At 63.8% G+C, this 26,679-nt stretch carries 18 protein-coding genes and 2 pseudogenes; 8 read left to right on the forward strand and 12 right to left on the reverse strand.

The window, feature by feature from the left end; all coding sequences use genetic code 11:
* Window positions 1-304: 304 nt before the first annotated feature.
* Together X735_RS148995 and X735_RS148990 are read right to left on the reverse strand one after the other, a co-directional pair.
* Window positions 305-898, reverse strand: coding sequence for a hypothetical protein (locus tag X735_RS148995; RefSeq protein WP_023811721.1), 594 nt, complete (start codon window positions 896-898; stop codon window positions 305-307).
* Window positions 899-943: 45 nt separating this feature from the next.
* Window positions 944-1,561 carry a TetR/AcrR family transcriptional regulator gene (locus tag X735_RS148990; protein ID WP_023811722.1) on the reverse strand — a complete coding sequence of 206 codons (618 nt, stop codon included), beginning with the start codon at window positions 1,559-1,561 and terminating at the stop codon, window positions 944-946.
* Window positions 1,562-1,633: 72 nt separating this feature from the next.
* Between X735_RS148990 and X735_RS148985 the strand changes: the two genes are divergently transcribed.
* Window positions 1,634-2,917: an MFS transporter gene (locus X735_RS148985; RefSeq protein WP_031213431.1), complete on the forward strand. Its 1,284-nt coding sequence runs from the start codon at window positions 1,634-1,636 to the stop codon at window positions 2,915-2,917.
* A 270-nt stretch (window positions 2,918-3,187) separates the two neighbouring features.
* Window positions 3,188-4,762: an alkaline phosphatase gene (locus X735_RS148980; protein WP_023811724.1), complete on the forward strand. Its 1,575-nt coding sequence runs from the start codon at window positions 3,188-3,190 to the stop codon at window positions 4,760-4,762.
* Window positions 4,763-4,853: 91 nt separating this feature from the next.
* On the opposite strand, the gene X735_RS148975 is transcribed toward X735_RS148980, so the two are convergent.
* Window positions 4,854-5,135, reverse strand: a complete 282-nt coding sequence (locus X735_RS148975) for a hypothetical protein (protein ID WP_245273231.1) — start codon at window positions 5,133-5,135, stop codon at window positions 4,854-4,856.
* Window positions 5,136-5,332: 197 nt separating this feature from the next.
* Between X735_RS148975 and typA the strand changes: the two genes are divergently transcribed.
* Window positions 5,333-7,162, forward strand: coding sequence for a translational GTPase TypA (typA, locus tag X735_RS148970; protein WP_023811726.1), 1,830 nt, complete (start codon window positions 5,333-5,335; stop codon window positions 7,160-7,162).
* A 59-nt stretch (window positions 7,163-7,221) separates the two neighbouring features.
* Here typA and X735_RS148965 read toward each other — a convergent pair whose 3' ends face one another.
* Window positions 7,222-7,848 carry a DUF1062 domain-containing protein gene (locus X735_RS148965; RefSeq protein WP_023811727.1) on the reverse strand — a complete coding sequence of 209 codons (627 nt, stop codon included), beginning with the start codon at window positions 7,846-7,848 and terminating at the stop codon, window positions 7,222-7,224.
* A 678-nt stretch (window positions 7,849-8,526) separates the two neighbouring features.
* On the opposite strand from X735_RS148965, the gene X735_RS148960 reads away from it, so the two are divergent.
* Window positions 8,527-9,141, forward strand: a complete 615-nt coding sequence (locus X735_RS148960) for a LysE family translocator (RefSeq protein ID WP_023811728.1) — start codon at window positions 8,527-8,529, stop codon at window positions 9,139-9,141.
* Between the two features lie 4 nt (window positions 9,142-9,145).
* On the opposite strand, the gene X735_RS148955 is transcribed toward X735_RS148960, so the two are convergent.
* Together X735_RS148955 and X735_RS148950 are read right to left on the reverse strand one after the other, a co-directional pair.
* Window positions 9,146-9,469: a YciI family protein gene (locus X735_RS148955; RefSeq protein ID WP_023811729.1), complete on the reverse strand. Its 324-nt coding sequence runs from the start codon at window positions 9,467-9,469 to the stop codon at window positions 9,146-9,148.
* Window positions 9,470-9,605: 136 nt separating this feature from the next.
* Window positions 9,606-10,169 (reverse strand): peroxidase-related enzyme, encoded by a 564-nt coding sequence (locus X735_RS148950; protein WP_023811730.1) that lies wholly within the window; start codon window positions 10,167-10,169, stop codon window positions 9,606-9,608.
* Window positions 10,170-10,305: 136 nt separating this feature from the next.
* Here X735_RS148950 and X735_RS1000000169815 point away from each other — a divergent pair.
* Both X735_RS1000000169815 and X735_RS0134325 read left to right on the forward strand, forming a co-directional pair.
* Window positions 10,306-13,083 (forward strand): annotated as a pseudogene (locus tag X735_RS1000000169815) (NAD-glutamate dehydrogenase domain-containing protein); the annotation flags it as partial.
* Window positions 13,004-15,250: an NAD-glutamate dehydrogenase domain-containing protein gene (locus X735_RS0134325; RefSeq protein WP_031213435.1), complete on the forward strand. Its 2,247-nt coding sequence runs from the start codon at window positions 13,004-13,006 to the stop codon at window positions 15,248-15,250. The pseudogene X735_RS1000000169815 and the gene X735_RS0134325, both read left to right, overlap by 80 nt.
* Window positions 15,251-15,334: 84 nt before the next feature.
* On the opposite strand, the gene X735_RS148945 is transcribed toward X735_RS0134325, so the two are convergent.
* Window positions 15,335-17,479 (reverse strand): TonB-dependent siderophore receptor, encoded by a 2,145-nt coding sequence (locus X735_RS148945; protein WP_023811731.1) that lies wholly within the window; start codon window positions 17,477-17,479, stop codon window positions 15,335-15,337.
* Between the two features lie 354 nt (window positions 17,480-17,833).
* Between X735_RS148945 and X735_RS148940 the strand changes: the two genes are divergently transcribed.
* The gene (locus tag X735_RS148940; RefSeq protein ID WP_023811732.1) at window positions 17,834-19,210 is read left to right on the forward strand and encodes an MFS transporter; all 1,377 of its coding nucleotides are present in this window, start codon (window positions 17,834-17,836) and stop codon (window positions 19,208-19,210) included.
* Window positions 19,211-19,465: 255 nt separating this feature from the next.
* On the opposite strand, the gene purH is transcribed toward X735_RS148940, so the two are convergent.
* The 4 genes and pseudogenes from purH to X735_RS01000000165920 form a co-directional block, all read right to left on the reverse strand.
* On the reverse strand, window positions 19,466-21,082 hold the full coding sequence (gene purH / locus X735_RS148935) for a bifunctional phosphoribosylaminoimidazolecarboxamide formyltransferase/IMP cyclohydrolase (protein ID WP_023811733.1): 1,617 nt from the start codon (window positions 21,080-21,082) through the stop codon (window positions 19,466-19,468).
* A gap of 350 nt (window positions 21,083-21,432) precedes the next feature.
* Complete coding sequence (locus X735_RS148930; RefSeq protein ID WP_023811734.1) at window positions 21,433-23,157, reverse strand: heparinase II/III family protein; 1,725 nt, start codon at window positions 23,155-23,157, stop codon at window positions 21,433-21,435.
* Between the two features lie 147 nt (window positions 23,158-23,304).
* Window positions 23,305-24,687, reverse strand: a complete 1,383-nt coding sequence (locus X735_RS148925; protein WP_050592702.1) for an RsmB/NOP family class I SAM-dependent RNA methyltransferase — start codon at window positions 24,685-24,687, stop codon at window positions 23,305-23,307.
* Window positions 24,684-25,632, reverse strand: a pseudogene (locus X735_RS01000000165920) (zinc metalloprotease HtpX). Before X735_RS01000000165920 ends, X735_RS148925 begins: the two are co-directional and overlap by 4 nt.
* Window positions 25,633-25,769: 137 nt before the next feature.
* On the opposite strand from X735_RS01000000165920, the gene X735_RS148920 reads away from it, so the two are divergent.
* Complete coding sequence (locus X735_RS148920) at window positions 25,770-25,991, forward strand: DUF1674 domain-containing protein (protein ID WP_023811736.1); 222 nt, start codon at window positions 25,770-25,772, stop codon at window positions 25,989-25,991.
* Between the two features lie 8 nt (window positions 25,992-25,999).
* Here the strand turns inward: X735_RS148920 and X735_RS148915 are convergent, their stop codons facing one another.
* A complete protein-coding gene (locus tag X735_RS148915) occupies window positions 26,000-26,665 on the reverse strand; it encodes an HAD-IA family hydrolase (RefSeq protein ID WP_023811737.1) in 666 nt (221 codons plus the stop codon).
* Window positions 26,666-26,679: the final 14 nt, after the last annotated feature.

Raw genomic sequence — 26,679 nt, forward strand, 5'->3', positions numbered from 1 at the left:
CGGAGCATCAACCTCGCAGGGCCTAGGCCTCGCGAGGCCCCGCGACTTCGTCATACCAGGGCGGAGCAGCCGCGAAGCGGCGTCGCGGAGACCCTGGTATCCATGCCGTGACGCTCGGTGACGTGAGCGGCGGGACAAAATTCTGCGCCGCTGCGGCGGTGTTGATGTCGCGGCATGGACCCTCGGGTCTGCGCTGCGTCGCTACGCTCCTTGCTGCGCCCGTGGATGACGAAGTCAAAGGCGTTCGGTCAATCCCAACGTGTGCGACCTGCATGTGGCAGAAGTTCCGTGCTAAGCAACTGATCTAGTTATCCACCCGGCCGAAAGCCGGCACGTTGCCGATGACAGTGCGCCTGTCCTTGCCACAGGCGAAGGTCCGTGCCTTGCCGTCGGCAAGCTTGCGCGCCTGATCGTTGGCGGTGGGATTGCCCGTGGCCAGCACCAGGCCGACGGTGCAGCCGTCGCGGGCGTCCATCTGGCCGACCTTGGCGACGAGCAGCACCTCGGTCGGCTTTTTCTCGTCCTCGGGATTGCTGATCGAGCGGCGATGGATGGCGGCATAGGGCACTGCCGTGTCGCCCTTGGTTTCGATGCGCCATTCGATCTTGGCTCCGGACGAATTGAAGCCGGAAAAGCTTTCCCAGACCGTCGTCATGTCGCCGCCGGGCGGAAAGCCGTAGAACAGCGATTCACGCGCGTCGTCATAGGCGATCAGTACGGGATAGCCGCGATAGCCCGAACAGGCAAGTTCGGCCCAGTCGCCGTCGCCTTCTTCTGCCTGCGCGTAGGTCACGCAGTCCGTTTTCGAATCCAGATCGGTGTAGGCGCTGGAAATGCCGTCGGCTTGCGCCGCCTGACCGAGACCGACCAGAACAAGCGGGATCAGAATGGCACGCATGGCGGTCAATCTCCGTTGCAAGCCGCTGCAGCGTAGCGTCAAACGCTATTTCTTCAAGCTCGCTTCAATCAGCAGGTCGGCATTGCGGGCAACCGCCTGGGCCGGGCCGCCGAGCCCGAACAGCTGGCCGCTGATATAGGCGCCCTCGATCAGCAGCAGCAGGCCGTCGCCGAGCGTGTCAGGGTCTTGCGCGCCCATCGCGGCCGCCATGGCGCGCAGCCGGCGGCGCAGTTCCTGCTTGTTGGCCTCGCTGACCACGCGGGCCGGATGGCTGTGGTCGGGATATTCGACCGCCGCATTGGTCATGCCGCAGCCGCGATAATCCGCCACTTGCGTGCGCTTGCCGATGCGGGTCAGAAAAGCCTTGATCTGTGCGCGCGGCTCGCCGGGATGAGCGGCGACCGCCTCGTCGAAACGCTCCCAATATTCAAGATCGTACTGCCTGAGATAGGAGGCGGCCAGTTCATCCTTGGACGGAAAGCTGCGATAGAGGCTGGGCTTGGTGACGCCGGCACGTTTGACGATCTCGTCGACGCCTATCGCCCTGATGCCGCGCCGGTAGAACAGGTCATAGGCCACATCGAGGATCTTCTTGGCTGCTTTCGGCGGCGCCGACGCATGACCGTCGCTGATGGTCAGATCAATATTTTTGTCCGTTGGCATCGTGTGGCTCGATTGACAATGTTACCGATCGGTACGTATACATACTCCACCTGCAACGTACCGGTCAGTAACATGATAGCTCAATCCCGCCCATTTGGCCAGCGCTACGCTTTCGTCGTGGTCGGCGTCATCTTCCTTAGCCTGCTGGTCGCGGCCGGTCTGCGGTCCGCTCCCTCTGTCATGATGCTGCCGCTGGAGACCAGTTTCGGCTGGCGGCGCGACATCATCTCGCTGGCCGCAGGTGTCGGCATCCTGCTTTACGGCCTGACGGGGCCATTTGCTGCGGCCCTGATGGAGCGCATCGGGCTGCGCCGCACATTGCTGGCCTCGCTGGTGGTGATGTCGGGCTCCACGGCGCTCAGCTTGCTGATGACCAAGCCGTGGCATTTGTTCATCACTTGGGGCGTGTTCTCGGGCATTGGTTCCGGCGCTGTCGCCAGCGTGCTCGGCGCGACCATCGTCAACCGCTGGTTCAAGACCAATCGCGGCCTTGTCATGGGATTGATGTCGGCTTCCAGCGCCTCGGGCATGCTGGTGTTCCTGCCGCTGATCGCCGCTCTGGCGCAGTCGGGCGGCTGGCAGCCGGTTGTCATCGCGGTCGCGATCGCGACCGCTGCCCTGATACCGCTGGTCTGGCTGCTGGTGCCGGAGCGGCCGGCATCGATCGGCATGGTGCGCTACGGCGCCGAGGCTGACGACGTGCCGCCCACTCCGCCTGCGTCACAGGGCAATTTTCTGGCGCACACGCTGAACACCCTGCGCCGCGCCGCCGGCACCCGCGTCTTCTGGTATCTGTTCGCCACCTTCTTCGTCTGCGGCTTCACCACCAACGGGCTGGTCGGCACGCATCTGATCGCGTTCTGTGGCGACATGGGCATCGGCGAGGTGCAGGCCGCCGGCCTGCTGTCGATGATGGGTATCTTCGACCTGATCGGCACGACACTGTCCGGCTGGCTCACCGACCGCTACGACCCGCGCAAGCTGCTCGGCGTCTATTACGGCATTCGCGGCCTGTCGCTGATCTACCTGCCCTATTCCGGCTTCTCGGCGACCAGCCTGATCATCTTCGCCGTGCTCTACGGCCTCGACTGGATCGCCACCGTGCCGCCGACGCTGCGGCTCGCCAATGAGGCGTTCGGCGACCGCAGCGGGCCGATCGTGTTCGGCTGGATCGTCGCCGGACACCAGATCGGTGCGGCGACAGCCGCCGCCTTCGGCGGCACCATGCGCGAGTTGCAGGGCAATTACGAACTGGCGTTCCTGATCGCCGGCATGACGGCAATCGCCGCCGCCTGTATCTCGCTGCTGATCAACACCAGCAAGCCAGCTTTCGAGCCAGAGCCGCAGGCGGCTTGAAGCTCGGCGACGGAGCAAATCTCCCCCTCGAGGGGAGATGGCCGCGAAGCGGCCAGAGGGGGCGGTCCGACCGGGCTCGGCCTCCTGGTGCAGATGGAGGCTGGCGCTCCATGCGCGGCGACCCCCTCTGTCGCCTTCGGCGACATCTCCCCCTCGAGGGGGGAGATCACCCGCCTGTTGATCGTCAGAAAAACTTCATCATTTCGAGATGTCCCTGAAACATTGACGCTGGATTTTGGTGGCACCGTTCAAGCCATCCAGGAGACAGCCGTGAACAAGCTTTCGATGACCCGCCGCGCTTTCGTCACTTCCGCCGGCGCCGTTGGCCTGGCCGGCGTTTCGGGTCTGGCGCTGCCCTACTATTCGCGCGCCAATCAGCGGCCGGCCTTCACCCATGGCGTCCAGTCCGGCGATGTCGACGCAATCAGCGGCATGGTGTGGACGCGCACCGATCGCCCGTCGCGCGTCATGTTCGAGGTGTCGTCGACGGAAAGTTTCGCCAATGCGACCCGCCTGGCGCCGCTCGATACGTCGCCGGCCAGCGATTACACGGTCAAGCGGCTGCTCACCGACCTCGCTTCCGATCAGGATATCTTCTACCGCATGACATCGGCCGACCTCGCCGACATCAACGCCGTTTCGGAGCCGATCACCGGCCGTTTCAGGACGGCGCCAGCCTCGAAGCGCGACATCCGCTTTGCCTGGTCCGGCGACACCGCCGGCCAGGGCTGGGGCATCGATGAGACCGGCATGAAGACCTACGCCACGATCGGCAAGCACACGCCCGACTTCTTCCTGCATTCGGGCGACACCATCTATGCCGACGGCGCCATGAAGGACGAGGTCGACCTGCCCGGCGGCGGCAAGTGGAAGAACGTCGTGCTGATCGACGGCAAGCGCAAGGTCGCCGAGACGCTGGAAGAATACCGGGACCAGTGGAAATACAACATGATGGACAGGAACGTGCTCGGCCTGAGCGCCATCTGCCCGACTTTCTACCAGTGGGACGACCATGAAGTGCTGAACAACTGGTCGGATTCCAAGGATCTCAGCGCCGACAACCGCTACACGGAAAAATCCATCCACGTGCTGGCGGCCCGCGCGGCGCGGGCTTTCCACGAGATGACGACGATCCGCCACGAACCGTCCGAGCCCGGCCGCGTCTATCGCAAGATCGCTTATGGGCCGCTGCTCGACGTGTTCTTCCTCGACATGCGCTCCTATCGCGGCCCCAATGGTCCGGACATGCAAGATGAGATGACGCCGCAATCACGCATGCTGGGCGAACAGCAGACGAAATGGCTGAAGCGCGAACTGGCGAATTCGAAGGCCACCTGGAAAATCATCGCCGCCGACATGCCGCTCGGCCTCGTCGTCTGGGACGACGGCACCAACAAGGTTGGCGCCGAAGCGGTCAGCAATGGCGACAATGGCTTGCCAAAAGGGCGCGAGCTCGAGATCGCCGACCTGCTGCGCTTCATAAAGAATGCCGGCATCAGCAACACCGTCTGGCTGACCGCCGACGTGCATTACACGGCCGCGCATTATTACAACCCGGACAAGGCACAGTTCCAGGAGTTCAATCCGTTCTGGGAATTCGTCTCGGGTCCGATCCATGCCGGCACGTTCGGTCCCAACGATTTCGACATGACGTTCGGTCCGGAGTTGAAGTTCATCAAGGCGCCGACCGCCGAACAGGGACAGAACCTGCCGCCCTCGGCCGGTCTGCAATTCTTCGGGCTGGTCGATATTTCAGGCGCCAGCGAGCAGATGACGGTGCGGCTGATGGATCGCGACGACAACGAGCTCTACAAGGTGACGCTCGACCCGGTGCGGTCGGCGTAAGCGCGCTTTCTACCCTCCCCCTTGTGGGGAGGGTCGGCGCGGCGGCTTCGCAAAGCGAAGCTGGCGAGACGGGGCGGGGGTGAAGCGCTGACTAGTCCGGGTAGCAGACCATGGGGATATTCGGCCAGACGGCACTGTCGCAGTTGGCGGCGTCCTGGCGCTGCTTGAAGGCGGCGCTCACCGGGCCGGTCACCATCGGGTCGACGCCGTCGGGCGCGTCGGCGAAAATCTGCTCGGCCGACTGTGCCTCTGATGGCAAGGCAGGCCGTGATTCCTTCATCGTGGCGGCCGACTGCGCGGCGTTGGCCGCCAGCAGGATGGCGAAGGCAACTGAGGCGATGAGCGGCCAAAATCGGTTGAGTTTATCGGTCATGACGTTCGAACTGTCTGGGCCCCGAAGGGTTCCCGCCTTGGTTAACAAAATCATCTCACACGCAGATGCTTAAGATTTGATGAGTATTTGGTGACGCGCCTCCTCTTTCGCAACTGCGAAAAACCCTGTATGAGCCGCGCAACCGAAAGAGGCAGCGCCTTTTGGCCTGCTGCCTGCAACGCTTCCGAGACCAGAACATGAAAATCCGTAATATCGCGATCATCGCGCACGTCGACCATGGAAAGACCACCCTGGTCGACCAGCTTTTGAAGCAGTCCGGCTCCTTCCGAGATAATCAGCGCGTCGCCGAGCGCGCCATGGATTCCAACGACCTCGAAAAGGAACGCGGCATCACCATCCTGGCCAAGGCGACTTCGGTCGACTGGAAGGATACCCGCATCAACATCGTCGACACCCCCGGCCACGCCGATTTTGGCGGCGAGGTCGAACGCATCCTGTCGATGGTGGACTCAGCCATCGTGCTGGTCGACGCAGCCGAAGGACCGATGCCGCAAACCAAGTTCGTCGTCGGCAAGGCGCTCAAGGTCGGCCTGAAGCCGATCGTCGTCATCAACAAGATCGACCGTCCGGACGCCCGTCATGTCGAGGTGGTCAACGAGGTGTTCGACCTTTTCGCGGCGCTCGACGCAACCGACGAGCAGCTCGACTTCCCGATTCTGTACGGTTCAGGCCGCGATGGCTGGGTTTCGGAAAATCCGGAAGGGCCCAAGGACCAGCAGCTGGGGCCGCTGTTCGACCTCGTCATCAAGCATGTGCCGGAGCCGACCGTTCATCCCGGCCCGTTCCGCATGATCGGCACCATCCTGGAAGCCAATCCGTTCCTCGGCCGCATCATCACCGGCCGCATCGAGAGCGGCACGCTGAAGGCCAACCAGCCGGTCAAGGTGCTGCACCATGACGGCACCCAGATCGAAACCGGCCGTATTTCGAAGATACTGGCCTTCCGCGGCCTTGAGCGCCAGCCGATCGAAGAAGCGCAGGCGGGCGACATCGTCGCCATTGCCGGCCTGTCGAAGGGCACCGTCGCCGACACGTTCTGCGACCCGAGCGTGAGCGAACCGCTGCATGCGCAGCCGATCGATCCGCCGACCGTGACGATGTCGTTTCTGGTGAACGACAGTCCGCTGGCCGGCACCGAAGGCGACAAGGTGACCAGCCGCGTCATCCGCGACCGCCTGCTGCGCGAAGCCGAAGGCAATGTCGCGCTGAAGATCGAGGAATCGCCTGACAAGGATTCGTTCTTCGTCTCCGGCCGCGGCGAATTGCAGCTGGCCGTGCTGATCGAGACGATGCGCCGCGAAGGCTTTGAAATCGCCGTGTCGCGTCCGCGCGTCGTCATGCAGAAGGGCGAGAACGGCGAATTGCTGGAGCCGGTCGAAGAAGTCGTCATCGACGTCGATGAGGAGCATGCCGGCGTCGTCGTGCAGAAGATGTCCGAGCGCAAGGCCGAGATGGTCGAACTGCGCCCATCCGGCGGTAACCGCCAGCGCATCGTCTTCCACGCTCCGACCCGCGGCCTGATCGGCTACCAGTCGGAGCTTTTGACCGACACGCGCGGCACCGCCGTGATGAACCGGCTTTTCCATGCCTATGAGCCCTACAAGGGCGAGCTGCCGGGCCGCACCAATGGCGTGCTGATTTCCAACGAACAGGGCGAATCGGTCGCCTACGCCATGTGGAACCTGGAAGATCGCGGCCCGATGGTCATCGATCCGGGCGTCAAGGTGTATCAGGGCATGATCATCGGCATCCATAGCCGCGACAATGATCTTGAAGTGAACGTGCTCAAGGGCAAGAAGCTGACCAACATCCGTGCCGCCGGCAAGGACGAGGCGGTCAAGCTGACCCCGCCGATCCGCATGACGCTGGAACGCGCCCTGGCTTGGATTCAGGACGACGAATTGGTCGAAGTGACGCCGAAGACCATTCGGCTGCGCAAGCTCTATCTCGATCCGAACGAGCGCAAGCGGTTTGAAAAGTCGTCCAAGGTGGTCGGCGCAGCGTAAGCTCTCTATTTTCCAACAACCGAGAGGGGCGGAGCAACCAGTGTTCCGCCCTTTTTCGTTCATCCACCGGCAGCCGAGATGATGGCCTGCCGATCGGTCTCGCCGGCCAGATCGATGCGGATCGTGATGCCCGCGCGGGCCGGCTTGCGCAGGGCCTTTGCTCCATCCGGGTCAACGATGAGCAGCCGCTTCTCCTCCAGCGCCTGAAGCCGTGATCGCGAGATGCCGAGTTCGCCGGCGAGCAGCCGATCGAGTCGCAGCGATGTCGGCATTTCGAGCCCAAGCTGGAGTTCCAGAGCGGTCGCGGCTTCCCTGGTGTCGCCGAGCCTGCGCTTGTGAACGCTGACATCGGGGAACTCCTCGACGCGCCCGATCCGGTTGCGCAACGCGATTACATCGAAGGCATGACGATGAGCGAGTGCAGGATCGTTGCTTTCGAGTGCCGCCAGCAGCGCCGGGTCGATGTCGCGGCGGTTGCAGCGCTCGAAAATGCCGAAATTCCAGGAGTTGTCGCAGTCGATGCAGCGATAGATCAGCCACACGTCGATGCGTTTGCCATTGGCGTTGACGCGGAATTTCCCGCTGCTGCAATAGGCCTTCACAGTGCCGCAGCGATTGCAGTTGATGAGCGGCCGAGGTGCGGTCTTGGGCGCGATCACCCAGTGGATACGCAGAAGTCCAGACATGCCGATAAGCCCTTCCCGTCGGGAAGTTCATCAGGTCGGCAATGTCGAGATGCCCATGCGGGCACGGCGTGGCGGTAGCTTGTTATGATCGGAAATCAGATGTCACGGGCGGCAGCGCGCGACAACGGTTCAGCAGTGCCAAACCGGTCTCGAACCGCCGCCCAGAAGAACACATGGAAATGAAAACAGACACCGCGAATGCGGCGCCATGCAGTGTGTCGGGGGAGTTGACGAGACCGGCGGTTACGTAGGCAAAGTGAAGCTCAAAATTGTTTCGCGGTGGCCTTTCTAGCCGCGAGATGCTGGAGGTGCAAGGGACCTCGCAAGCCTTGGGTTCCTCGCTCCCGCGGGAGTGGGGAGAGGTGGCTCGGCGAAGCCGAGACGGAGAGGGGGCAGGCTCGGCGTTCCAAGCATTCGGAGCAAACTCACCAGCGCCGCAGGCCCCCTCTCCGACCGCTTCGCGGCCACCTCTCCCCCGCTTTGCGGGGGCGAGGAACCCAAGCCTTGGTATGTCANGGCCTCTCTCCGACCGCTTCGCGGCCACCTCTCCCCCGCTTTGCGGGGGCGAGGAACCCAAGCCTTGGTATGTCAGCGCAAGGCCCGTATCGGGTTGCCTTTGCCAGAGCCGCAGCTGTCGAGTATTTGTGGTTGATCGAGCCCCAACCAGGGACCCTGGCCATGCACCTCACCTCGCTGCTCATCTTCGCCGCCGCTTTGTTCGTTGCCGCCGGCTCGCCCGGGCCATCGATCGCGGCGCTTGTCGCGCGCGTCATCTCGAAGGGCTTTCGCGACGTGTTCCCGTTCCTGCTCGCCATGTGGATCGGCGAGGGCATCTGGCTGTCGCTGGCGGTGTTCGGGCTGGCTGTCGTGGCGCAGACCTTCCATTTCGCCTTCGTCGTGGTGAAGTGGGCCGGCGTTGCCTATCTCGCTTATCTCGCCTGGAAGATGTGGACCGCCCCTGTCGACGCGAAAGAGGGCGAGATGCCGCGCGAGGATTCTCCGGCAAAGCTGTTCTTTGCCGGCATGGCGGTGACGCTCGGCAATCCCAAGATCATGATGTTCTACCTGGCGCTGCTGCCGACCATCATCGACCTCGCTTCGGTCAGCATCGTCGGCTGGGTCGAACTGACGGCGACCATGGCCGTGGTGCTGGTCGCCATCGATCTCGCCTGGGTGCTCGCCGCTTCGCAGGCGCGCAAGCTTTTGAAGAGCAAGCGCGCCATGAAGATCGCCAACCGTGTCAGCGCGACGACGATGGCCGGCGCGGCGGCCGCGATCGCGGCGCGGTCCTAACCCGTCACATCATTTCAATGATCGGCGCGATTTCGACGCTGAAACCCGGATCCATCAGGATCGGGCAATCCTTGGCCTTGGCGACGGCTTCGTCGATGTCTTTCGCTTCGACGATCGTGTAGCCCGCGGTCGGATTGCTGCCGCCATTGTTCTCGACCTTGCCGCCGGGCAGCACCATCTTCGACATGCCGACCGGATTGCCGCCGTCGACCACGGCCGAGCCGAGCTTGCCGTACCAGCCGTTCCAGGCGTCCATTGCGGCTTTCCGCTCGGCCTCGTCGGTCGGCATCTTGCCCGAGCCATGATAGACGTAGAGATACTTCGCCATGTTCTCCTCCCTTGGTGAGCGGCATCGAACCGGCATGCGGTCATGCCGCCTGCCGATCATCGGACCAAACCGGCAAACAAGCAACGAGAATGCGAAACTGCTAATATAACGCTCGACCTGGCCCAGCTGCCGCGCCTCACCGCGCCATGGCGTGGTATTCGTCGTTCGGCCGCATATCGATTGCCGCGGCCACCCGGTTCGACATGTTGAAGAAGGCTGATGTCGAGGCGATGTCCCAGATGTCACGGTCGGTGAAGCCGGCCTTGCGAAGGGTGGCCCGATCGGCCTCGACGATCTTAGCCGGTTCTTCCGTCAGCTTGACGGCGAATTCGAGCATTGCGGTCTGCTTGGGCGAAAGATCGGCGGCGCGGAAATTCATCACCATCATTTCGCCGAGCGCCGGGTCGCCGGACAGCTGACGTACCGCCGCGCCATGCGCGGTCAGGCAATAGTAGCAATGATTGATCGAGGAGACGACGACCGCGATCATCTCGCGCTCCAGCTTCGAGAGGCCGGAATCACCCAGCATCAAATCGTTGTACATGTCGGTGAAAGCGCGCAGCTTCTTGTCGTCGAAGGCGTAGGCCTTGAGCACGTTGGGGACGAGGCCGAGCTTCTCCTCGCATTTGGCGAAATAGGCTTTTGTCGCGTCGCTCAGCTCTGCCTGGCCAAGGTCAAGCGCGGTGATTTTGCCGGTCATGGGTCATTTCTCCTCGTTGCGCGGCATCTTGTCGCCAAATTCCGATAATTCTTGGCAAGCCGTCAAACCTTTGTCGCCAAACAGCGGTCATCTGCTACCATAGTCGTAAAAGCATTCGACGGGAGGGACGTGCGTCATGGCCAGCGTGAAATCCGCGAGCAAGCCGAAGAAAAAAGCCACGGCAGCGACAAAAGCGGAGGAAAGGCCAGCCAGGCTTGCCGACTATCTGCTCGCCCGCGCGCCGGCTGAAGACATCGCCACCTATGAGGTGGCCGACCTCGAACGCGCTGCCGATCTCGCCGGCCAGGCAGTCGCCACTCACAGGAAAGGCGAGTGCGTCGTCGCCGTCGATGCCGATTCGGGTGTTGTGCGAGACGGCCGCCCGATGACGGTTGTCACAGTCGTCAACGACAACATGCCGTTCCTGTTCGATTCCATCCTCGGCGAGATCACCGAGACATCGGGCGAACCGACCCTGGTCACTCATCCGGTTATCGTCGTGCGCCACGGCAAGGGCGGCGTGGAAGAAATCCTCGGCGACGGCAATTTCGCCAAGGACGATGGCAGCCACGACAGGCTGAGCGTCATCCATGTCCACATCCCACGGCTGACATCCGAGCAGGCGAGCGGATTGAGCGAGCGGCTGCGCAAGATCCTTGGCCAGGTTCATGCCGCCGTTCACGACTGGAGGCCAATGCTGGCCCGCCTCGATCAGGCGATCTCGGAATTCCGCTATACGGCCGTGCCGCTCGACAAGAAGAGCGTTGCCGAGGCCCTCGCCTTCCTGGAGTGGCTGCGCGACGACAATTTCACCTTCCTTGGCATGCGCGAGTTCAAATACACCGGCGGCGAGGAAAGCGGCACGCTGGAGCGCGCCGAAAAGCCCGGCCTCGGCATCCTGTCCGACCCCGACGTGCTGGTGCTCAGGCGCGGCACCGAAGCGGTGACGACGACGCCGGAGATCCGCGCCTTCCTGCATGGGCCGGAGCCCCTGATCGTCACCAAGGCCAATGCCAAGTCTTCCGTGCACCGCCGCATCTATCTCGACTATATCGGCGTCAAGACCTACACCGCCAAGGGCACGCTCGCGGGCGAATTGCGCATCGTCGGCCTGTTCACCTCGACCGCCTACACGCGCTCGGTGATGAAGATCCCATATCTCAGGTCCAAGGCCGAAACCATCATCGCCAAGTCCGGCTTCGACCGGCACGATCATTCCGGCAAGGCGCTGATCAATGTCCTGGAAAGCTATCCGCGCGACGAACTGTTCCAGGTGCCGGTGCCGGTGCTGAGGAAGCATGCAGCGGCCATTCTCGGCCTGGTCGAGCGGCCGCGGGTGCGGGCGCTGGTGCGCGCCGACCAGTTCGACCGTTTCGTCTCGATCCTCGTCTTCGTGCCGCGCGACCGTTACGACAGCGTCGTGCGCGAGAAGATCGGCTCGTATCTGAAGACCGTATTCGAAGGCCGGCTGTCGGCGTACTACCCGGCCTTCCCCGAGGGCGGGCTGGCGCGCGTGCACTTCATCATCGGCCGCTCCGGCGGCAAGACGCCGAAGGTCGAGCAAGCGACGATCGAGGCGGCGATCCGCGACATCGTGCGCACCTGGGAAGATGCGCTTTCCGATGCGGCGGAGGCCAATGGCGCCGACCAGGCGTTGAAGAGCATCGCCGCGCGGCTGCCGGAAAGCTACCGCGATTCGTTCAGCGCGGCGGTGGCGCTGGCCGACGCCGGGCGTATCGCCAGGATCAGCGCCGGCAATCCGATCGCCATCGACTATTATCGCCACGCCGAGCAGAAGCCGCACCAGGCGGCGCTGAAGATCTATCACCACGGCAGTCCTGTGGCGCTGTCGCGCCGGGTGCCGGTGCTGGAAAACATCGGCTTCCGCGTCATCAGCGAGCGCACTTTCGAGGTTGGCGATGACCAGTCCAGCCTGGTCTTCATCCACGACATGGAGCTTGAGAACAGCTACGGCAAGCCGATCGATCTGACCGATGGCGGCGCGCTGTTCGAGGACGCATTCCTCTCCGTCTGGCGCGGCGACGTCGACAATGACGGCTATAACGGCCTCGCCCAGACCGCCGGCCTGTGGTCTGGCGAGATCACCATCCTGCGCGCCTATGGCCGCTATCTGCAGCAGGTGGGTATTCCGCAAAGCCAGGATTTCATCGCCGCCGCGCTCAACCGCTATCCCGACATCGCGCGCGGCCTGCATGCGCTGTTCATCGCCCGGCTTGGCCCGACAGCCGAGGCCGAAGGCATGGTGGCGGCAAAGCACCTCAAGGCCAAGATCAAGGATGCGCTGGAAGACGTTCCCAACATCGACGACGACACCATCATTCGGCGCTATCTCAATCTGATCGAAGCCTCGCTGCGCACCAATCATTTCGTTGCCGATACGAAAGAAAAGGGCCAGTCGCTGGCGATCAAGCTCGATTCGCACGCGGTCGAGGGCTTGCCGGCGCCGCGACCGTGGCGGGAGATCTTCGTCTACGGTTCCGAGGTCGAAGGCCTGCATCTGCGCTTCGGTCCGGTGGCGCGCGGCGGTCTGCGCTGGTCGGACCGCGCCCAGGACTATCGCACCGAGGTGCTTGGCCTGGTCAAGGCACAGCAGGTCAAGAATGCCGTCATCGTGCCGGTCGGCGCCAAGGGCGGCTTTTATCCGAAGAAGCTCCCGATGAGCGCCGGCCGCGACGCGATCTTCGAGGCCGGCACCTCGGCCTACAAGAACTTCGTCTCCAGCCTGCTGTCGATCACCGACAATATCGGCCTCGACGGTGTCATCCCGCCGGCCGGCGTTATCAGGCGCGACCCGGACGATCCGTATTTCGTCGTTGCCGCCGACAAGGGCACGGCGACCTTCTCCGACACCGCCAACGCGATCTCGGAGAAGCACGGCTTCTGGCTCGACGACNAATATCGGCCTCAATGGCGTCATACCCCCAGCCGGCGTCGTCAGGCGCGATCCTGACGACCCCTACTTTGTCGTCGCCGCCGACAAGGGCACGGCAACCTTCTCCGACACCGCCAATGCCATTTCGGAGAAACACGGTTTCTGGCTCGACGATGCCTTCGCCAGCGGCGGCTCGGCCGGTTACGACCACAAGAAGATGGGCATCACCGCCAAGGGAGCCTGGGAAGCGGTCAAGCGGCATTTTCGCGAGATCAACCGCGACATCCAGACCTCGTCCTTCAGCGTCGTCGGTGTCGGCGACATGTCGGGCGATGTGTTCGGCAACGGCATGCTGTTGTCACCGAAGACCAGGCTGATCGCCGCCTTCGACCATCGCGACATCTTCATCGACCCCGATCCCGATATGGCAGCCTCGATGGCCGAGCGCGAGCGCATGTTCGCGCTGCCGCGTTCGAGCTGGCAGGACTATGACAAGACGAAACTGTCGGAAGGCGGCATCATCGTCTCGCGCAACCAGAAGTCGATCACCTTGCCGTCGGCGGCGGCGGCGGCGATCGGCCTGGCCAAGATCACCGCCACGCCGGTCGAGATCATGACCGCCATCCTCAAGGCGCCGGTCGATCTTCTGTGGTTCGGCGGCATCGGCACCTATTTGCGGGCATCGACCGAGACCAATGCCGAGGTCGGCGACCGCGCCAACGATGCCATTCGCATCACCGCGCTCGACGTGCGCGCCAAGGTGATCGGCGAGGGCGCCAATCTCGGCGTCACGCAGCGGGCGCGCATCGAGTTCGGCCTAAATGGCGGCCGCTGCAATTCCGACGCCATCGACAATTCGGGCGGCGTCAACTGTTCCGATGTCGAGGTCAACATCAAGATCGCGCTGGCGTCCGCCATGCGCAAGGGGTCGTTGACGCGCCCGGCACGCAACAAGCTGCTGGCCGAGATGACCGACGAGGTGGGTTCGCTGGTGCTGTCCAACAACTACCAGCAGACGCTGGCGCTTTCGATCGCCCGCAAGCGCGGCCTCGCCGATATCGCGCATCAGAGCCGTTTCATGACGGCGCTGGAGGCGCGCGGCCTGCTTGACCGCACTGTGGAGACGCTGCCGTCGCCGGCATCGCTTGCCGAGCGCGAGGCGCGTGGCGAACCGCTGACCAGGGCCGAACTTGGCGTGCTGCTCGCCTATGCCAAGATCGTGCTGTTTTCCGACATCGTCGCCAGCGACGTGCCTGATGACGCGCATTTCGATCGCGACCTGATGGGCTACTTCCCGGACCGGATGGCGAAGAAATACGCCACTGAGATCCATGGCCACCGGCTGCGCCGCGAGATCATCACGCGCGTCGTCGCCAACGATCTGGTCAATCGCGGCGGCCCATCCTTCGTCAACCGGCTGCAGGAAGCCACGGGGCGCACCGCCGCCGACGTGGTGCGGACCTTCGCCTTGGTGCGCGACGGTTTTGCGCTGCCGGCGCTCTATCGCGAGATCGATGCGCTCGACAACCAGATCGACGGCCAGGTGCAGCTCGATCTCTATCAGATGGTCAGCCGGCTGATCTATGTGACCAGCGGCTGGTATCTGAAGAACGATGCCGGCACGGCACCCCTCAGCCAGCGCATCGCCGAGCTGCAGGAAGCACGCAAGGCGCTGGAACCCAAGCTCGTTTCGCTGCTGCCGGCTTTCTCGCGCGAGCGCATCGAGGAGAAGCGGCACGGGCTGTTCAAGAGCGGCGTGCCGGAAGGGCTGGCCGGGCAACTGGCGCTCAGCGAGGTGGCGGAACTTATCCCCGACATCGCGCTGACGGCGCGCACCGCCGGCGCCGATATCGTCGCCGCGGCCAAGGCGTTCTTCGCCGTCAGCGATGCCTTCCGCATCCCGCGTGTCGAGGACGCCGCACGCTCGATCACGCCTTCGGACTACTATGATCAACTGGCGCTGTCGCGCGCCACCGACACGATCGGCGCGGCACGGCGCGGCATCGCGGTGGCGGCACTCACCGGCCACGCCAAGACGGCCGATCCGGTGGTTGCCTGGCTGGACGCCGGCGGCGAGCGGGTGGCGCGCATCCGCGAGCGGCTGCAGGCACTGACCGAGGGCGGCGACATCACCGTGTCGCGGCTGTCGGTGGCGTCGGGGCTGATGAGCGATCTGACGGGGATGTGAACCGTCGACGATCACCACACGCATCACCGGATGCGTGTGGCTCTTTTCGAATGCCATCCGCTTCGAAACTAGCGTTCAAAAAGCTCACCAGGAATGTTTGAGCGTGCCGACGATTTTCAGCCGGTCGCCGTAGAATTCGGTTCCGTAATAGCTGGTTGTCAAATACTTCCGGTCGAACAGGTTCGTTGCGTTCAGGGCCAATGTCACGTCCTTGGTCATCTTGTAGCTGATCGCCGCATCCACCAGTGCGTAGCCGCCAATCGAAGTCGTGTTCGCGTCATCCCCGTAGGTTTGCCCGATATAGCGCACGCCTCCGCCGATGGTCAGGTCGCCACGCCGTCCTTCCTCGGGAAGCGTATAATCAACCCAGGCCGAAGCCAGGTGGCGAGGGACACGTTGCGGCCGATTGCCGGCATTTCCGCCAATGCCGTCTTCCAGGATCTCGGCATCCCAGTAGGAATAGGCAAGTGTCAGGTTCAGGTTTTCCGCAATGGCGGCCTTGCCCTCGAGTTCGATGCCGCGGACGCCGACCTTGCCGATCTGCTGCTGGACAACAGGCGTGACATAGGTCGGAACATTGGTTTGGGTAAGGTCGAAGACCGCGGCCGTGAACAGGCCGTCGAAGCCGTCGGGCTTGTACTTGATGCCTGCCTCATACTGCTTGCCCTCTTGAGGCTTCAGCGAACCCGAGACCGCATATCCGTTGGCACTTGGCGCCACGAGCGGCTGGAAGCTTTCCGAATAGTTGGCGTAGACCGCGAGGTTCGGGGTGAATTTGTAGGTCAGGCCGGCGCGCTTGGTGAAGGCGGATGCCGTGTCATCGTCCTGCGTTCCCGAGTCGAGATAGTCCGCCGTCGTATGCACGCGGTCCCAGCGCCCGCCCAGGGTGACGATCCAGCGGTCGTCAAACGTCAATTGCTCCTGGGCATAGACACCGACCGCCTGTTGCTTGACCCGCCAGTTCACGTAGGGGCCGAGATTGATGCAGGACAGACCGCAATAGGTCGGATTGTTGATGTCGATGGGGCCGGCGGTGCCGAAGAGGATGTTTTCGCGGGTGTTGTCGTTGGCGTAGTCGACGCCGACAAGCGTCTTGCTGTCGATCCCGTTCCAGCCCGTATCGTATTGCAACTGATTGTCGAAGGCATAGCGGTTGGACACGCCATCGACGGAAAATGCCGTGCGGTCGGCCGTGGGGTCAAGCGACGCGCCGTAGACCTCGGCGTAGTCGAGGCTCAAATGCGTGTAGCGGGCATTGGAGCGGAGGGTGAGGTTCTCGTTGAACTCGTGCTCGAACTGGTAGCCGATATCGACCTGCTCCGTGTTGAAGCGGTTGAAATCCGGCTCGCCCAGGAATGTGCCGATGTCGATATTGCCGCCAGCCGGGGTGCCGCGTGCGCCTGTCCCATCTCGCTTGTAATAGTCAGTCAGGATGGTGAGCGACGTTCCTTCCTCGGGCTTGATGGTCAACGCGGGCGCGATGTAAAGCCGATCGTCGTTGGAATAATCCCATCCTTGATCGCCATCCTTGGCCAGCCCGGTGAGCCGATAGGTCCACACGCCATCGGGGTCGATCGGTCCGCCAAAATCAACGCCAACCTCCTTGGTACCGTCGCCATGGGACGTGTAAATCTCCCCCTGCTTCTGGTCCAGCGGCCGCTTGGTGATGGCATTGACCAGTCCGCCAGGGCCGTTGAGACCAAAAAGCGTCGATGTCGATCCCTTCAGGACCTCCACGCGCTGAAGTCCGTAAGGCTCGAGACGGCTGGCCGTGAACCAAGCGGGGATGCGCGCCGTGAGACCATCGCGATAAGTACCGAGCGATGTCTGGTCGAAACCGCGGATACGAATATAGTCGTATCGGTCATCATTGCCGAACTCGTCGGTGAGGACGCTGGATGTGTAGGCCACGGCCTGCTGGAGGCTTTCGACATGGCGTGCCTCCAGCTCCTTCTGGGTTACAACTGAAACCGAGGCGGGGACGTCGACGATGGGCGTATCGGTCTTCGTGCCGGTCGCCGTATCCTCGGCGACGATCGTTTGATCGGGCCCGACAACGCGGTCCGACTTGCCGGTGACGACGATCGTTTCCAGTTGGGTTGCATCGTCCGGCGAAACGTCCTGGGCCCGGCCGGCTCCCATCGCTCCAAAAGATGCCGCTATCAAGGCACTGCTCGCAATCAATCGCCTTGCCTGAGTGCGCAACAACGCCTGTCGACCAATCGTCATCTCTTATTCCCTGTCAGACCAATATCGAGCCGTTCGACCGGTGACTTTCCGGCCCTGCGCGAGCGCAATTAGTCAAACCGGACAAAAAGAGTCAACTTAATAATCAAGAAATTCGCGCCGGCGGCAATCGCTGCGAAGCAGGGGGTGGAGGACGGTGCCGGACCTTCGGGCCGACTTCCCCCACGAGAAAAAATAAGGGCTTGGCCCGCGCCGCGGACGAAAGCCAATTGCTGGGTTTTCGAACAATGAACCCCCGGCAGGGGCAAGGGACGGCGCCAAGCTTCGTTCATTGCATGAGCGCATGAAACATGCAGACATGGCGCCCGACACGGAACCGGTGCCGGGGGGATCATCATGACGGTAGAGACAGTGCAGCGTGCGTCCGGGCGCGGCATCTGGGGATGGATGTTGTTCGACTGGGCGGCGCAGCCGTTCTTCACCGTCGTCACCACCTTCATCTTCGGGCCTTATTTCGTGTCGCGGATGGCGAGCGACCCGGAAACCGGGCAGGCGGCCTGGGGCTATGGCATCGCCGCGGCAGGTCTTGTCATCGCCGTGCTGTCGCCCATCCTCGGCTCGATCGCCGACCAGACCGGACCGCGCAAGCCTTGGATCGCATTCTTTGCCGCGGTCAAGGTCACCTGCCTTTGCATGCTTTGGTTCGCGGCCCCCGGTTCGAACCTTTTCCTGGTCGTGCTGTTCTTTTCGCTGGCGTCGGTGGCGGCGGAGTTTTCGACCGTGTTCAACGATTCGATGATGCCGCGCCTGGTGCCGAAGAGCGAGATCGGCAGGATCTCCAACATGGCCTGGGGGCTTGGCTATCTCGGCGGCATGATCGCGCTGATCTTTGTCGTCGCTTGCCTGGCCGGTTCGCCGGAGACCGGCAAGACGATCATCGGCATCGACCCGCTGTTCGGGCTCGACCCGAAGCTCGGCGAGGACGCGCGCGCAACCGGGCCTTTGTCAGCCGGCTGGTACTTCCTGTTCATCCTGCCGATGTTCTTTTTCACCCCCGACGCCATCAAGGGCCTGCCGATCGGTCCGGCTGTCCGAGAGGGGTTGGCGGAGCTGAAAGTGACATTGGGCGAGGTGCGTAAGCGCAGCGGTATCTTCCGCTTTCTGGTCGCCCGCATGATCTATCAGGACGGCGTCAACGCGCTGCTGGCGTTGGGTGGCACTTTCGCCGCTGCGATGTTCCACTGGTCGATCACCGAAATTGGTATTTTCGGCATCATTCTCAATGTCGTCGCCATCTTCGGCTGTCTGGTTGCAGCCCGTCTCGACACGGCGCTTGGCTCAAAAACCATCGTCATGATCTCGCTGGTCCTGCTCAGCATCGCCACGATCGGCATCGTCTCGACCGGGCCGGGCTATACTTTGTTCGGCCTCTGGATGATGCCTGGACCGGACAGCGGCGGCCTGTTCGGCACGGCAGCGGAAAAGGCCTACATCTTCTTCGGCCTGTTGATCGGTGTGGCTTTCGGGCCGGTGCAGGCGTCGTCGCGGTCCTATATGGCGCGCAGCGTCACGGCGGCAGAATCCGGCCGCTATTTCGGCATTTATGCGCTGGCCGGGCGGGCGACCAGTTTCCTGGCGCCGTTCATGGTCGCGTCGGTCACCCTGGCCAGCGGCTCGGCGCGGCTCGGCATGGCGGTGATCGTGCTGTTCCTGGGCATCGGCATGGCGATCCTGGTCAAGACGCCCTATCCGGCGGACCGGCCGGTGGATTGACTTTACCCTCCCCCTTGTGGGGGTGAGCAGCCGGTTCGCGAAGCGAATTCATCGTGCCAGTGGCACGATGAAAGGCCGGTGAACGCCGGGACGCTGCGAAGCAGCGGGGACCCGGCCCGGCGACTGGTCATTCAGAATTCAGCCCCGAGCCCTTCGCAGGCTTAGGGCGTTCGAAGCTCGAAAAGCCAAGCAATTGGCTTTTCGTTCGCTGCGCGAACCGCTTCTCACCCCCACAAAGGGGGAGGGTAAAAGCAGCTAATGGCGGAAATGCCTGACGCCCGTAAACACCATGGCGATGCCGTGCTCGTCGGCGGCGGCGATGACGTCCCTGTCGTTCATCGAGCCACCCGGCTGGATGACGGCGGTGGCGCCGGCGGCGATTGCCGACAGTAAGCCATCGGCGAAGGGGAAGAAGGCGTCGGAGGCGACCACCGAGCCCTTGGTCAGCGGTTCGGCGAGGCCGGCGGCCTCGGCGGCGTCGAGTGCCTTGCGGGCGGCGATGCGTGAGGAATCGACCCGGCTCATCTGGCCGGCGCCGATGCCGACGGTGGCGCCGTCCCTGACGTAGACGATGGCGTTCGACTTGACATGCTTGGCGATGCGGAAAGCGAATTTGAGGTCGGCCATTTCGGCCGCTGTCGGCGCGCGCTTCGTCACCACCTTCAGCTCGAGGTCGTCGACCACGGCATTGTCCCGGCCCTGGATGAGCAAGCCCCCGGCGACGGATTTGACCGTTGTGCCAGGCGTGCGCGGATCCGGCAGGCCGCCGGTGACCAGCAGGCGCAGGTTCTTCTTTGCCGCAACGATTGCCGCGGCCTCGCCGGTCGCGCCGGGTGCGATGATCACTTCGGTGAAGGTCTTGACGATCTCTTCCGCCGCCTCGGCGTCGAGGGTGCGGTTGACGGCGATGATGCCGCCGAAGGCCGAGACCGGGTCGCAGGCCAGCGCCTTGGCGTAGGCGGCTTTCAGCGAGGCGCCTTCGGCAACGCCGCACGGATTGGCGTGCTTGATGATGGCGACGGCGGCGGAAAGGTCGGGGTCGAACTCGCCGACCAATTCGAAAGCGGCGTCGGTGTCGTTGATGTTGTTGTAGGATAGCTGCTTGCCCTGCAGCTGGCGCGCCGTGGCGACGCCCGGGCGCTTGTCGCCGTCGACGTAGAAGCCGGCGCTCTGATGCGGGTTCTCGCCATAGCGCATCACCTCGACCAGCCTGCCGCCAAAGGCGCGCCATGTCGGATGTTCGATCTCGAGCGCCTCGGCGAACCAGCCGGAGATCGCCGCGTCATAGCTGGCGGTGCGGGCAAAGGCCTTGGCCGCCAGCTTCTTGCGGAAATCCAGCGACAGCGAGCCGATGTTCATCTCCAGCGCATTCAGCACCGAAGCGTAATCGCCGGGATCGGTGACGATGGCGACATAGGCGTGGTTCTTGGCCGAGGCGCGGATCATCGCCGGGCCGCCAATGTCGATGTTTTCGACGATCGACGCGTAATCGGCGCCGGAGCGGCGGACCTCCTCGAACGGATAGAGATTGGAGACGACGAGATCGATCGGCTCGATGCCGTATTTGCGCATTGCCGCGGAATGCTCCGGATCGTCGCGCACGCCAAGCAGCGCGCCATGCACGCCGGGATGCAAGGTCTTGACGCGGCCGTCCATGATCTCGGGGAAACCGGTGAGCTCGGAGACGTCGCGCACCGCCAGGCCCGCCTCGGTGATCGCTTTTGCCGTGCCGCCGGTCGAGACCAGTTCGACACCGGCCGCTGCCAGCGCTTTGGCGAAATCGATGAGGCCCGTCTTGTCGAAAACGGAGAGCAGGGCGCGACGCACGGGAACAAGGTCTGGTGCGGGAATGTTCTTGGCGGCGACGGCCATGGGCTGGCGGCCTTTCACGACTGGTGTGGTGGATGCCCGCGCCCGTAGCACATGCCGCCCGGAAATCAAACCGGCGGTCAGGTGGAGCAAGGCAACGAATCCGTGTTAACGGGTTTCTTCGGAGACTTCGCAGGCGCGTTGGCTGACGGAGCACCAACGAAAAAATCCGCCTATGCGGCGGGCCACTGGCGCAAACCGGCACCATAGGCAAAAATGTACCATAGCTGAGGGCACGGAGTCAAGAAAAAATTCCTATCTTGGGAAAGCTGCCGGCACAAAAGCTACCGATGCCCCGAGCTGGTTGTCGTCAGGCCTTTTGTTAACCTGAGTTTGAAGCCCTGTCAGGAGGATCAGTTGTTTTCCGGGTGGCCGGCGATGCTGGTGCGGGTCAGCTGCCAGTGGACTTCGGCGATTTCCGAAGCCTTGAAGGCAAGCACGATCTGGCGGCTGCGGCGCGGGCCGCCAAGGCCGGCGAAATAGATCGATTCCTCGACCTCCGGCACCACTTCGGCTGCTGTGAACACCCAGGTGTCGGCCTGATCGGCGGCCAGCACCAGGCGGTCATGCTCGTCCTGCAAAAGGTTGACGTCGGGATGAACGTGGAAGCGGACGGTGACGAAGTCGCGCCCATTGTTGCGGATCGCCGTATTGCCGGGGCGCTGGAAGCGGTCGCGGCCAGCCAGCACATTGCCGTTCGACGACAGTTTCAGCTCGCGCTCATGCAGGAAGCCGAAGCGCGGGACATAGCCGTCATGGCGGGCGATGAAGCCCTGAACGCCCTTCTGGTCGGTGCGCTTGCACTGCACATGCTGCGGGCCGCCGATCAGCGGCGAACCGAGCAGGTCGTTGACGCGCAACGAATGGCTGAAGCGCGCCGACGAGGTGTCGTTGATGGTGGCGGTCGAGTGCGCGGCGGTGGCGCGCGCCAGCGGCCGGAATTCAGCCGCGCCATAGGTGTCAATGCCGGCATTGACGATGTAGTGCTGGCGGCCGGACGACAGTTCGAAGGCGAGGCAGCTGGCGTGTGCGGCGTTGGACACATCGACCGGCGGCGGCGGGCCGGTGTCGGCGATGACCGTGGTGCCGCCCATCGACAGGCGCTCATAGCCGGAATGCGGCGCATGCAGCAGCGGCGCGCCAGCGGTGTCGTCGTGGCGCAGAATGGTGGCGATGCGGTCGTGGATGGTGGCGCCCATGCCGTTGAAGCGGGCGAGGCTGCCATCCTGATGGCGAAAGAAGCGCAGCGCCGGCAGCATGCGGTCGATGGCGCCGATCAGCGCCTGCGGCGGCGTTTCCGCCTGGTTGGCATAAGTCTGGCGCAGCGGCAGAAGGTCGGCGAGGATTTCCAGGACGACCATCGGATTGCGCGAAATGTGCCCGCCATCGGCGAGGATCTGGCGGTCGAGTTCCTCGGCAAGATTGCGGGTCGCGCCCCGCAGGGCCGATGCCGGTGCCGGCAGGGACAAGGCAGCGAAGGCGAGCGCGATGCGGGCCCGCAGCCTGTCCTTGCCGTCGGGCATTTCGCGCGCCATCGACCTGAGGTAGCGGATCTGGATGGCAACCGATTTCAGGAAGGCGCGGTAGAAAGGGAACTCGGCGCCCTGCAATACGACCGAGGAGTGCTGCAACCAGGCGATGATGCGCTTGGCCGTCGTGCCCGGCTCCCAGGCGATGCCGGAGATATGGCTGCCATGCATGGTGATCCAGTCGGAGACCAGGGCGCGGGCATTGGCGGCGGCAAGCTCGGTGCCGGCGGCGCGCATATGGCGCAGCCAGCGAAAGCCGTGCAGCGTCTTCTGCCAGCCGTGATTGGGCACGTGGATCTGGAAAGGCGACTTGCCGCCGGTCTCGACCACGTGCCCCGACAGGGGATAGCGGCCGTAATAGATCTCGAGTGCGATCTGCGGGTCGGCGAGGCGCAGGTCCGGCGGTGCGATCAGCACACGTTCCGGCGTGCGGCCGGAATAGCGCCAGCGATAGACAGGCCCGGCGCGCAGGCGCCGGCGCGTTTTGCGCCAGAACTCCTTCGCGACAAGCGTCCATAGACGCGTCGTGCTGCTGGCAGCAAGTGCCAAAACCCCTCCTGATCGTCCTCTACCCCGGCGCCGAGTCTACATGATTGCACGATTCGTGCGAAGGCGAATTCCACGAGCCCACGCCGGTTCACCTGGTTTTGCCCCCGATCCTACCCAAAAAAGTCAGTAATCCGGGCAGGTCAATCCCTAGCCGGCTCGCCGCATGCGAGCGGCGAAGAAACCATCGAGGCCCGAGCGTTCCGGCGCGCCGAGCTCCAGGTCGGCGGGCGTGGTGCGCAGCGTGCCTTGCGGCGTCAGGAATGGATCGATGCCGGCGATCTCGCCTTGCTGCAACGGATCGTTGGTGATTTCAGGCGTGCCGGCCAGAAAGACGCGATAGAGATCCTCGCCTTCGAGCGGATCGAGCGAACAGTTGGAAAAGACGATCGTGCCGCCGGGCTTCACCAGCGTGACGGCGCGGGCGAGCAGCCTGCGTTGCAGGTCGGCCAGTTTTTCGACATCGGCCGAAGTCTTGGTCCATGGCACGTCGGGGTGCCGCCGCACCGTGCCGGTCGACGAGCAGGGCGCGTCGAGGAGGATCGCGTCGAAGAGTTCTTCCGGCTCATATTTGAGCAGGTCGGCCTGGACGATTTCGGCAGACAGGCCGAGACGGTCGAGATTCTGCGTCAGCCGCACGAGCCGGTTTTTTGACGTGTCGACAGCGGTGACCTTCGCGCCGGCAACGATCAGCTGCGCGGTCTTGCCGCCGGGCGCGGCGCAGAGATCGGCAACCCGCAATCCCGTGACATCGCCGAACAGCCGGGCGGGCAGGCTGGCCGCGGCGTCCTGGACCCACCAGGCGCCCTCGGCAAAGCCGGGCAATTCAGTGACAGGACCGACAAGATTCTCGACCCGCACCGTGCCTGTCTGCAGGACGATGCCGCCGAGTTTTTCAGCCCAGAGTCCGGGATCGGCCTTGACCGAGAAGTCGACCGGCGCCTCAACGCGATGCGCTTCGAGGATCTGTCTGGCCTTCTCGTTGCCGTAGGTGGTCTTCAGCCGGTCGGAAAACCATTTGGGCGCTTCGTCGGTGGCGGCAAGGGCGGCAGGCAGTTCCGTTTCCTTGGCCCGTGCCAGTGTGCGCAGCACGCCATTGACGAGGCCGGAGAAACGCACCGTGCGCGGATCGGACTTGGCATGGGTCACCGCAATGTCGACGGCGGCGCTGTCGGGAATATCGAGGAACAGGATCTGTGCCGCTGCCACATGCAATATGTGCGACAAAGCGGTGGCATTGGGCGGCAGCGGTTTTTCCAGGCGCCGCGCCAGCAGCCCTGATATGGTCATGCGATAGCGCAGCGCGGTGACCAGGATGGCGCGGACAAGGCCGCGATCGCGCAAGTCGAGGGCCTTGTATTGCGGGTGGCCGTTTTCGTGATCGGTCAGCCCGTCAAGCGGGGTCCTGGCATCGATGACGGCGGCAAGCAGGCGCGCCGCCGCCTTGCGGGCGGCGAGGCCAGCAACGAAGTCGCCGCCGTCCCTGTGTTCCTGATCACCTGAAACTGTGCGTCCTCTGTCCGCCACGCTCACGACCACCGGCCCTTGGGCCCGGTCGGATTGCGACCCCACGGGTTGGATTTGGGCTTGGCGGGCTCCGCCGGCTGCTCGGGCCGCGCTGCCTGATCCCATGGGCCGGATGGCCGTAGTTCGTCCGCCTGGCGTGGCGTTGGGGCCTGGCGCTGGGCGGCCTGGGTTTGGCTGCCGGCCATGTCGCGCGCCATCGCTTGCAAGGCTGCGATGCGGTTCTCAGTGGCGGGGTGGGTGGAGAACAGGCTGTCCATGCGCTCGCCGTGAAGAGGATTGATGATGAAGAGATGCCCGGTCGCGGGATTTCGCTCGGCATCGGGGTTGCGGATGCGTTCGGCGCCGCGGGCGATCTTGTCAAGCGCCGATGCCAGCCAGAGCGGGTGTCCACAGATTTCGGCGCCACGCCGGTCGGCCTCGTATTCGCGGGTCCGGCTGACCGCCATCTGCACGACCATCGCTGCAAACGGAGCCACGATCATCGCAACCAGCACGCCGACAAAGCCGAACGGGTTGTTGTCGCGGTTGCCGCTGAAAAAGAAGGCAAAATTGCCGAGCATTGAAATGGCGCCGGCAAAGGTGGCGACGATCGTCATGGTGAGCGTGTCGCGATGCTGCACATGGGCGAGCTCGTGCGCCATGACCGCCGCGACCTCTTCAGGCGTCAGCGCCTGCAACAGGCCGGTGGAGGCAGCCACCGCCGCATTCTGCGGATTGCGGCCGGTGGCAAAGGCGTTCGGCNTAATATTCGGGCGCGTTCCTTTCATCGACCTCGACGGCACGGTTCATCGACAGCACCATCTTGTCGGCATTCCAGTAGCTGAACAGGTTGGTGCCGGCGGCGATCAGCAGCGCGATCATCATGCCGCCGGTTCCGCCGATCAAAAAGCCGACGCCCATGAACAGCGCGGTCATCGCGGCAAGAAGCATGGCGGTGCGGATGGTGTTCATCGTCTGCTCCTGTCCGGGGGATAGCGAAAAGGGGTCGATCGTCGTGGGTTCATGGCTATATGATGGGAAACGCCAGTTCCTGTTTCAATTGACTGGACTCAATCTGCTGACTGGACTCAATCTACCGAGATTATCGCATGACCGACGAAATCAGTAAAACAGGCGCCGCTCCTGCCGAAGCGGCATCGCAAAGAGAGCTAGCGCCGGCCGCACGCCGTGCGTTGGCCGAGGCCGCAGCGCGGCGGGAAGACTACCGCGAAAAGGAGGTCGCGCTGCCGAAGGAGATCGGCGGCCGCGGCGGCAAGGAGCCAGGGCGCTACGGCGACTGGGAAGTAAAGGGCCTGACCAGCGACTTCTAGATGCCTCCCTACGCAGCGTTGCGCTGCGGCTCGAGCGCGATCCAGCCACGCTCGTCGACCGTGATGCCGACCATGTCGTAGCCTGCGATCGCGGCATGTTGCGTTGGCAAGGGGTGCTTGTGCGTGGCGCTGATGACCATGACCGCCGCGCCCGCCGCTTCGGCTGCCGCGATGCCAGCTGGAGCATCCTCGAAGACGAGGCAATCGCGCGCGTCGACGCCGAGTCGTTCCGCGCCAAGCCGGAAGCAATCGGGCGCCGGCTTGCCGCGGGAGACATCTTCCGCCGCGACGATGACGCCCGGCACGGGGATGCCGGCGGCCTTCATGCGCAACAGCGCCAGCTCACGCGGGGCGGAGGTTACGATCGCCCAGCGTTCGGGCGGCAGCGAATCGAGAAATGCCACGGCGCCGGCGATCTGGAGAATGCCATCGAGATCGGCCGCCTCGGCCTTCAGCAGCAGATCAGCCTCGTGTGCCGGATCGACGCCCGGCAGCGCCAGGCCGGTGATGGTCTCGATCGCGCGCACGCCATGGATCGTCGGCAGGAAGGCGGCGACGTCGAGGCCCTGGCGGCGTGCCCAATCGCTCCACACCCGTTCCGCCGAGGCGATGGAATTGATGAGCGTGCCGTCCATGTCGAAGAGGAAGGCCGCGAAGTTTCTGCCTGAATACATGATTGTCCTTGAGT

Origin of the sequence: Mesorhizobium sp. L2C084A000, from assembly GCF_000502875.1 — a bacterium.
Taxonomy (GTDB): Bacteria; Pseudomonadota; Alphaproteobacteria; order Rhizobiales; family Rhizobiaceae; genus Mesorhizobium.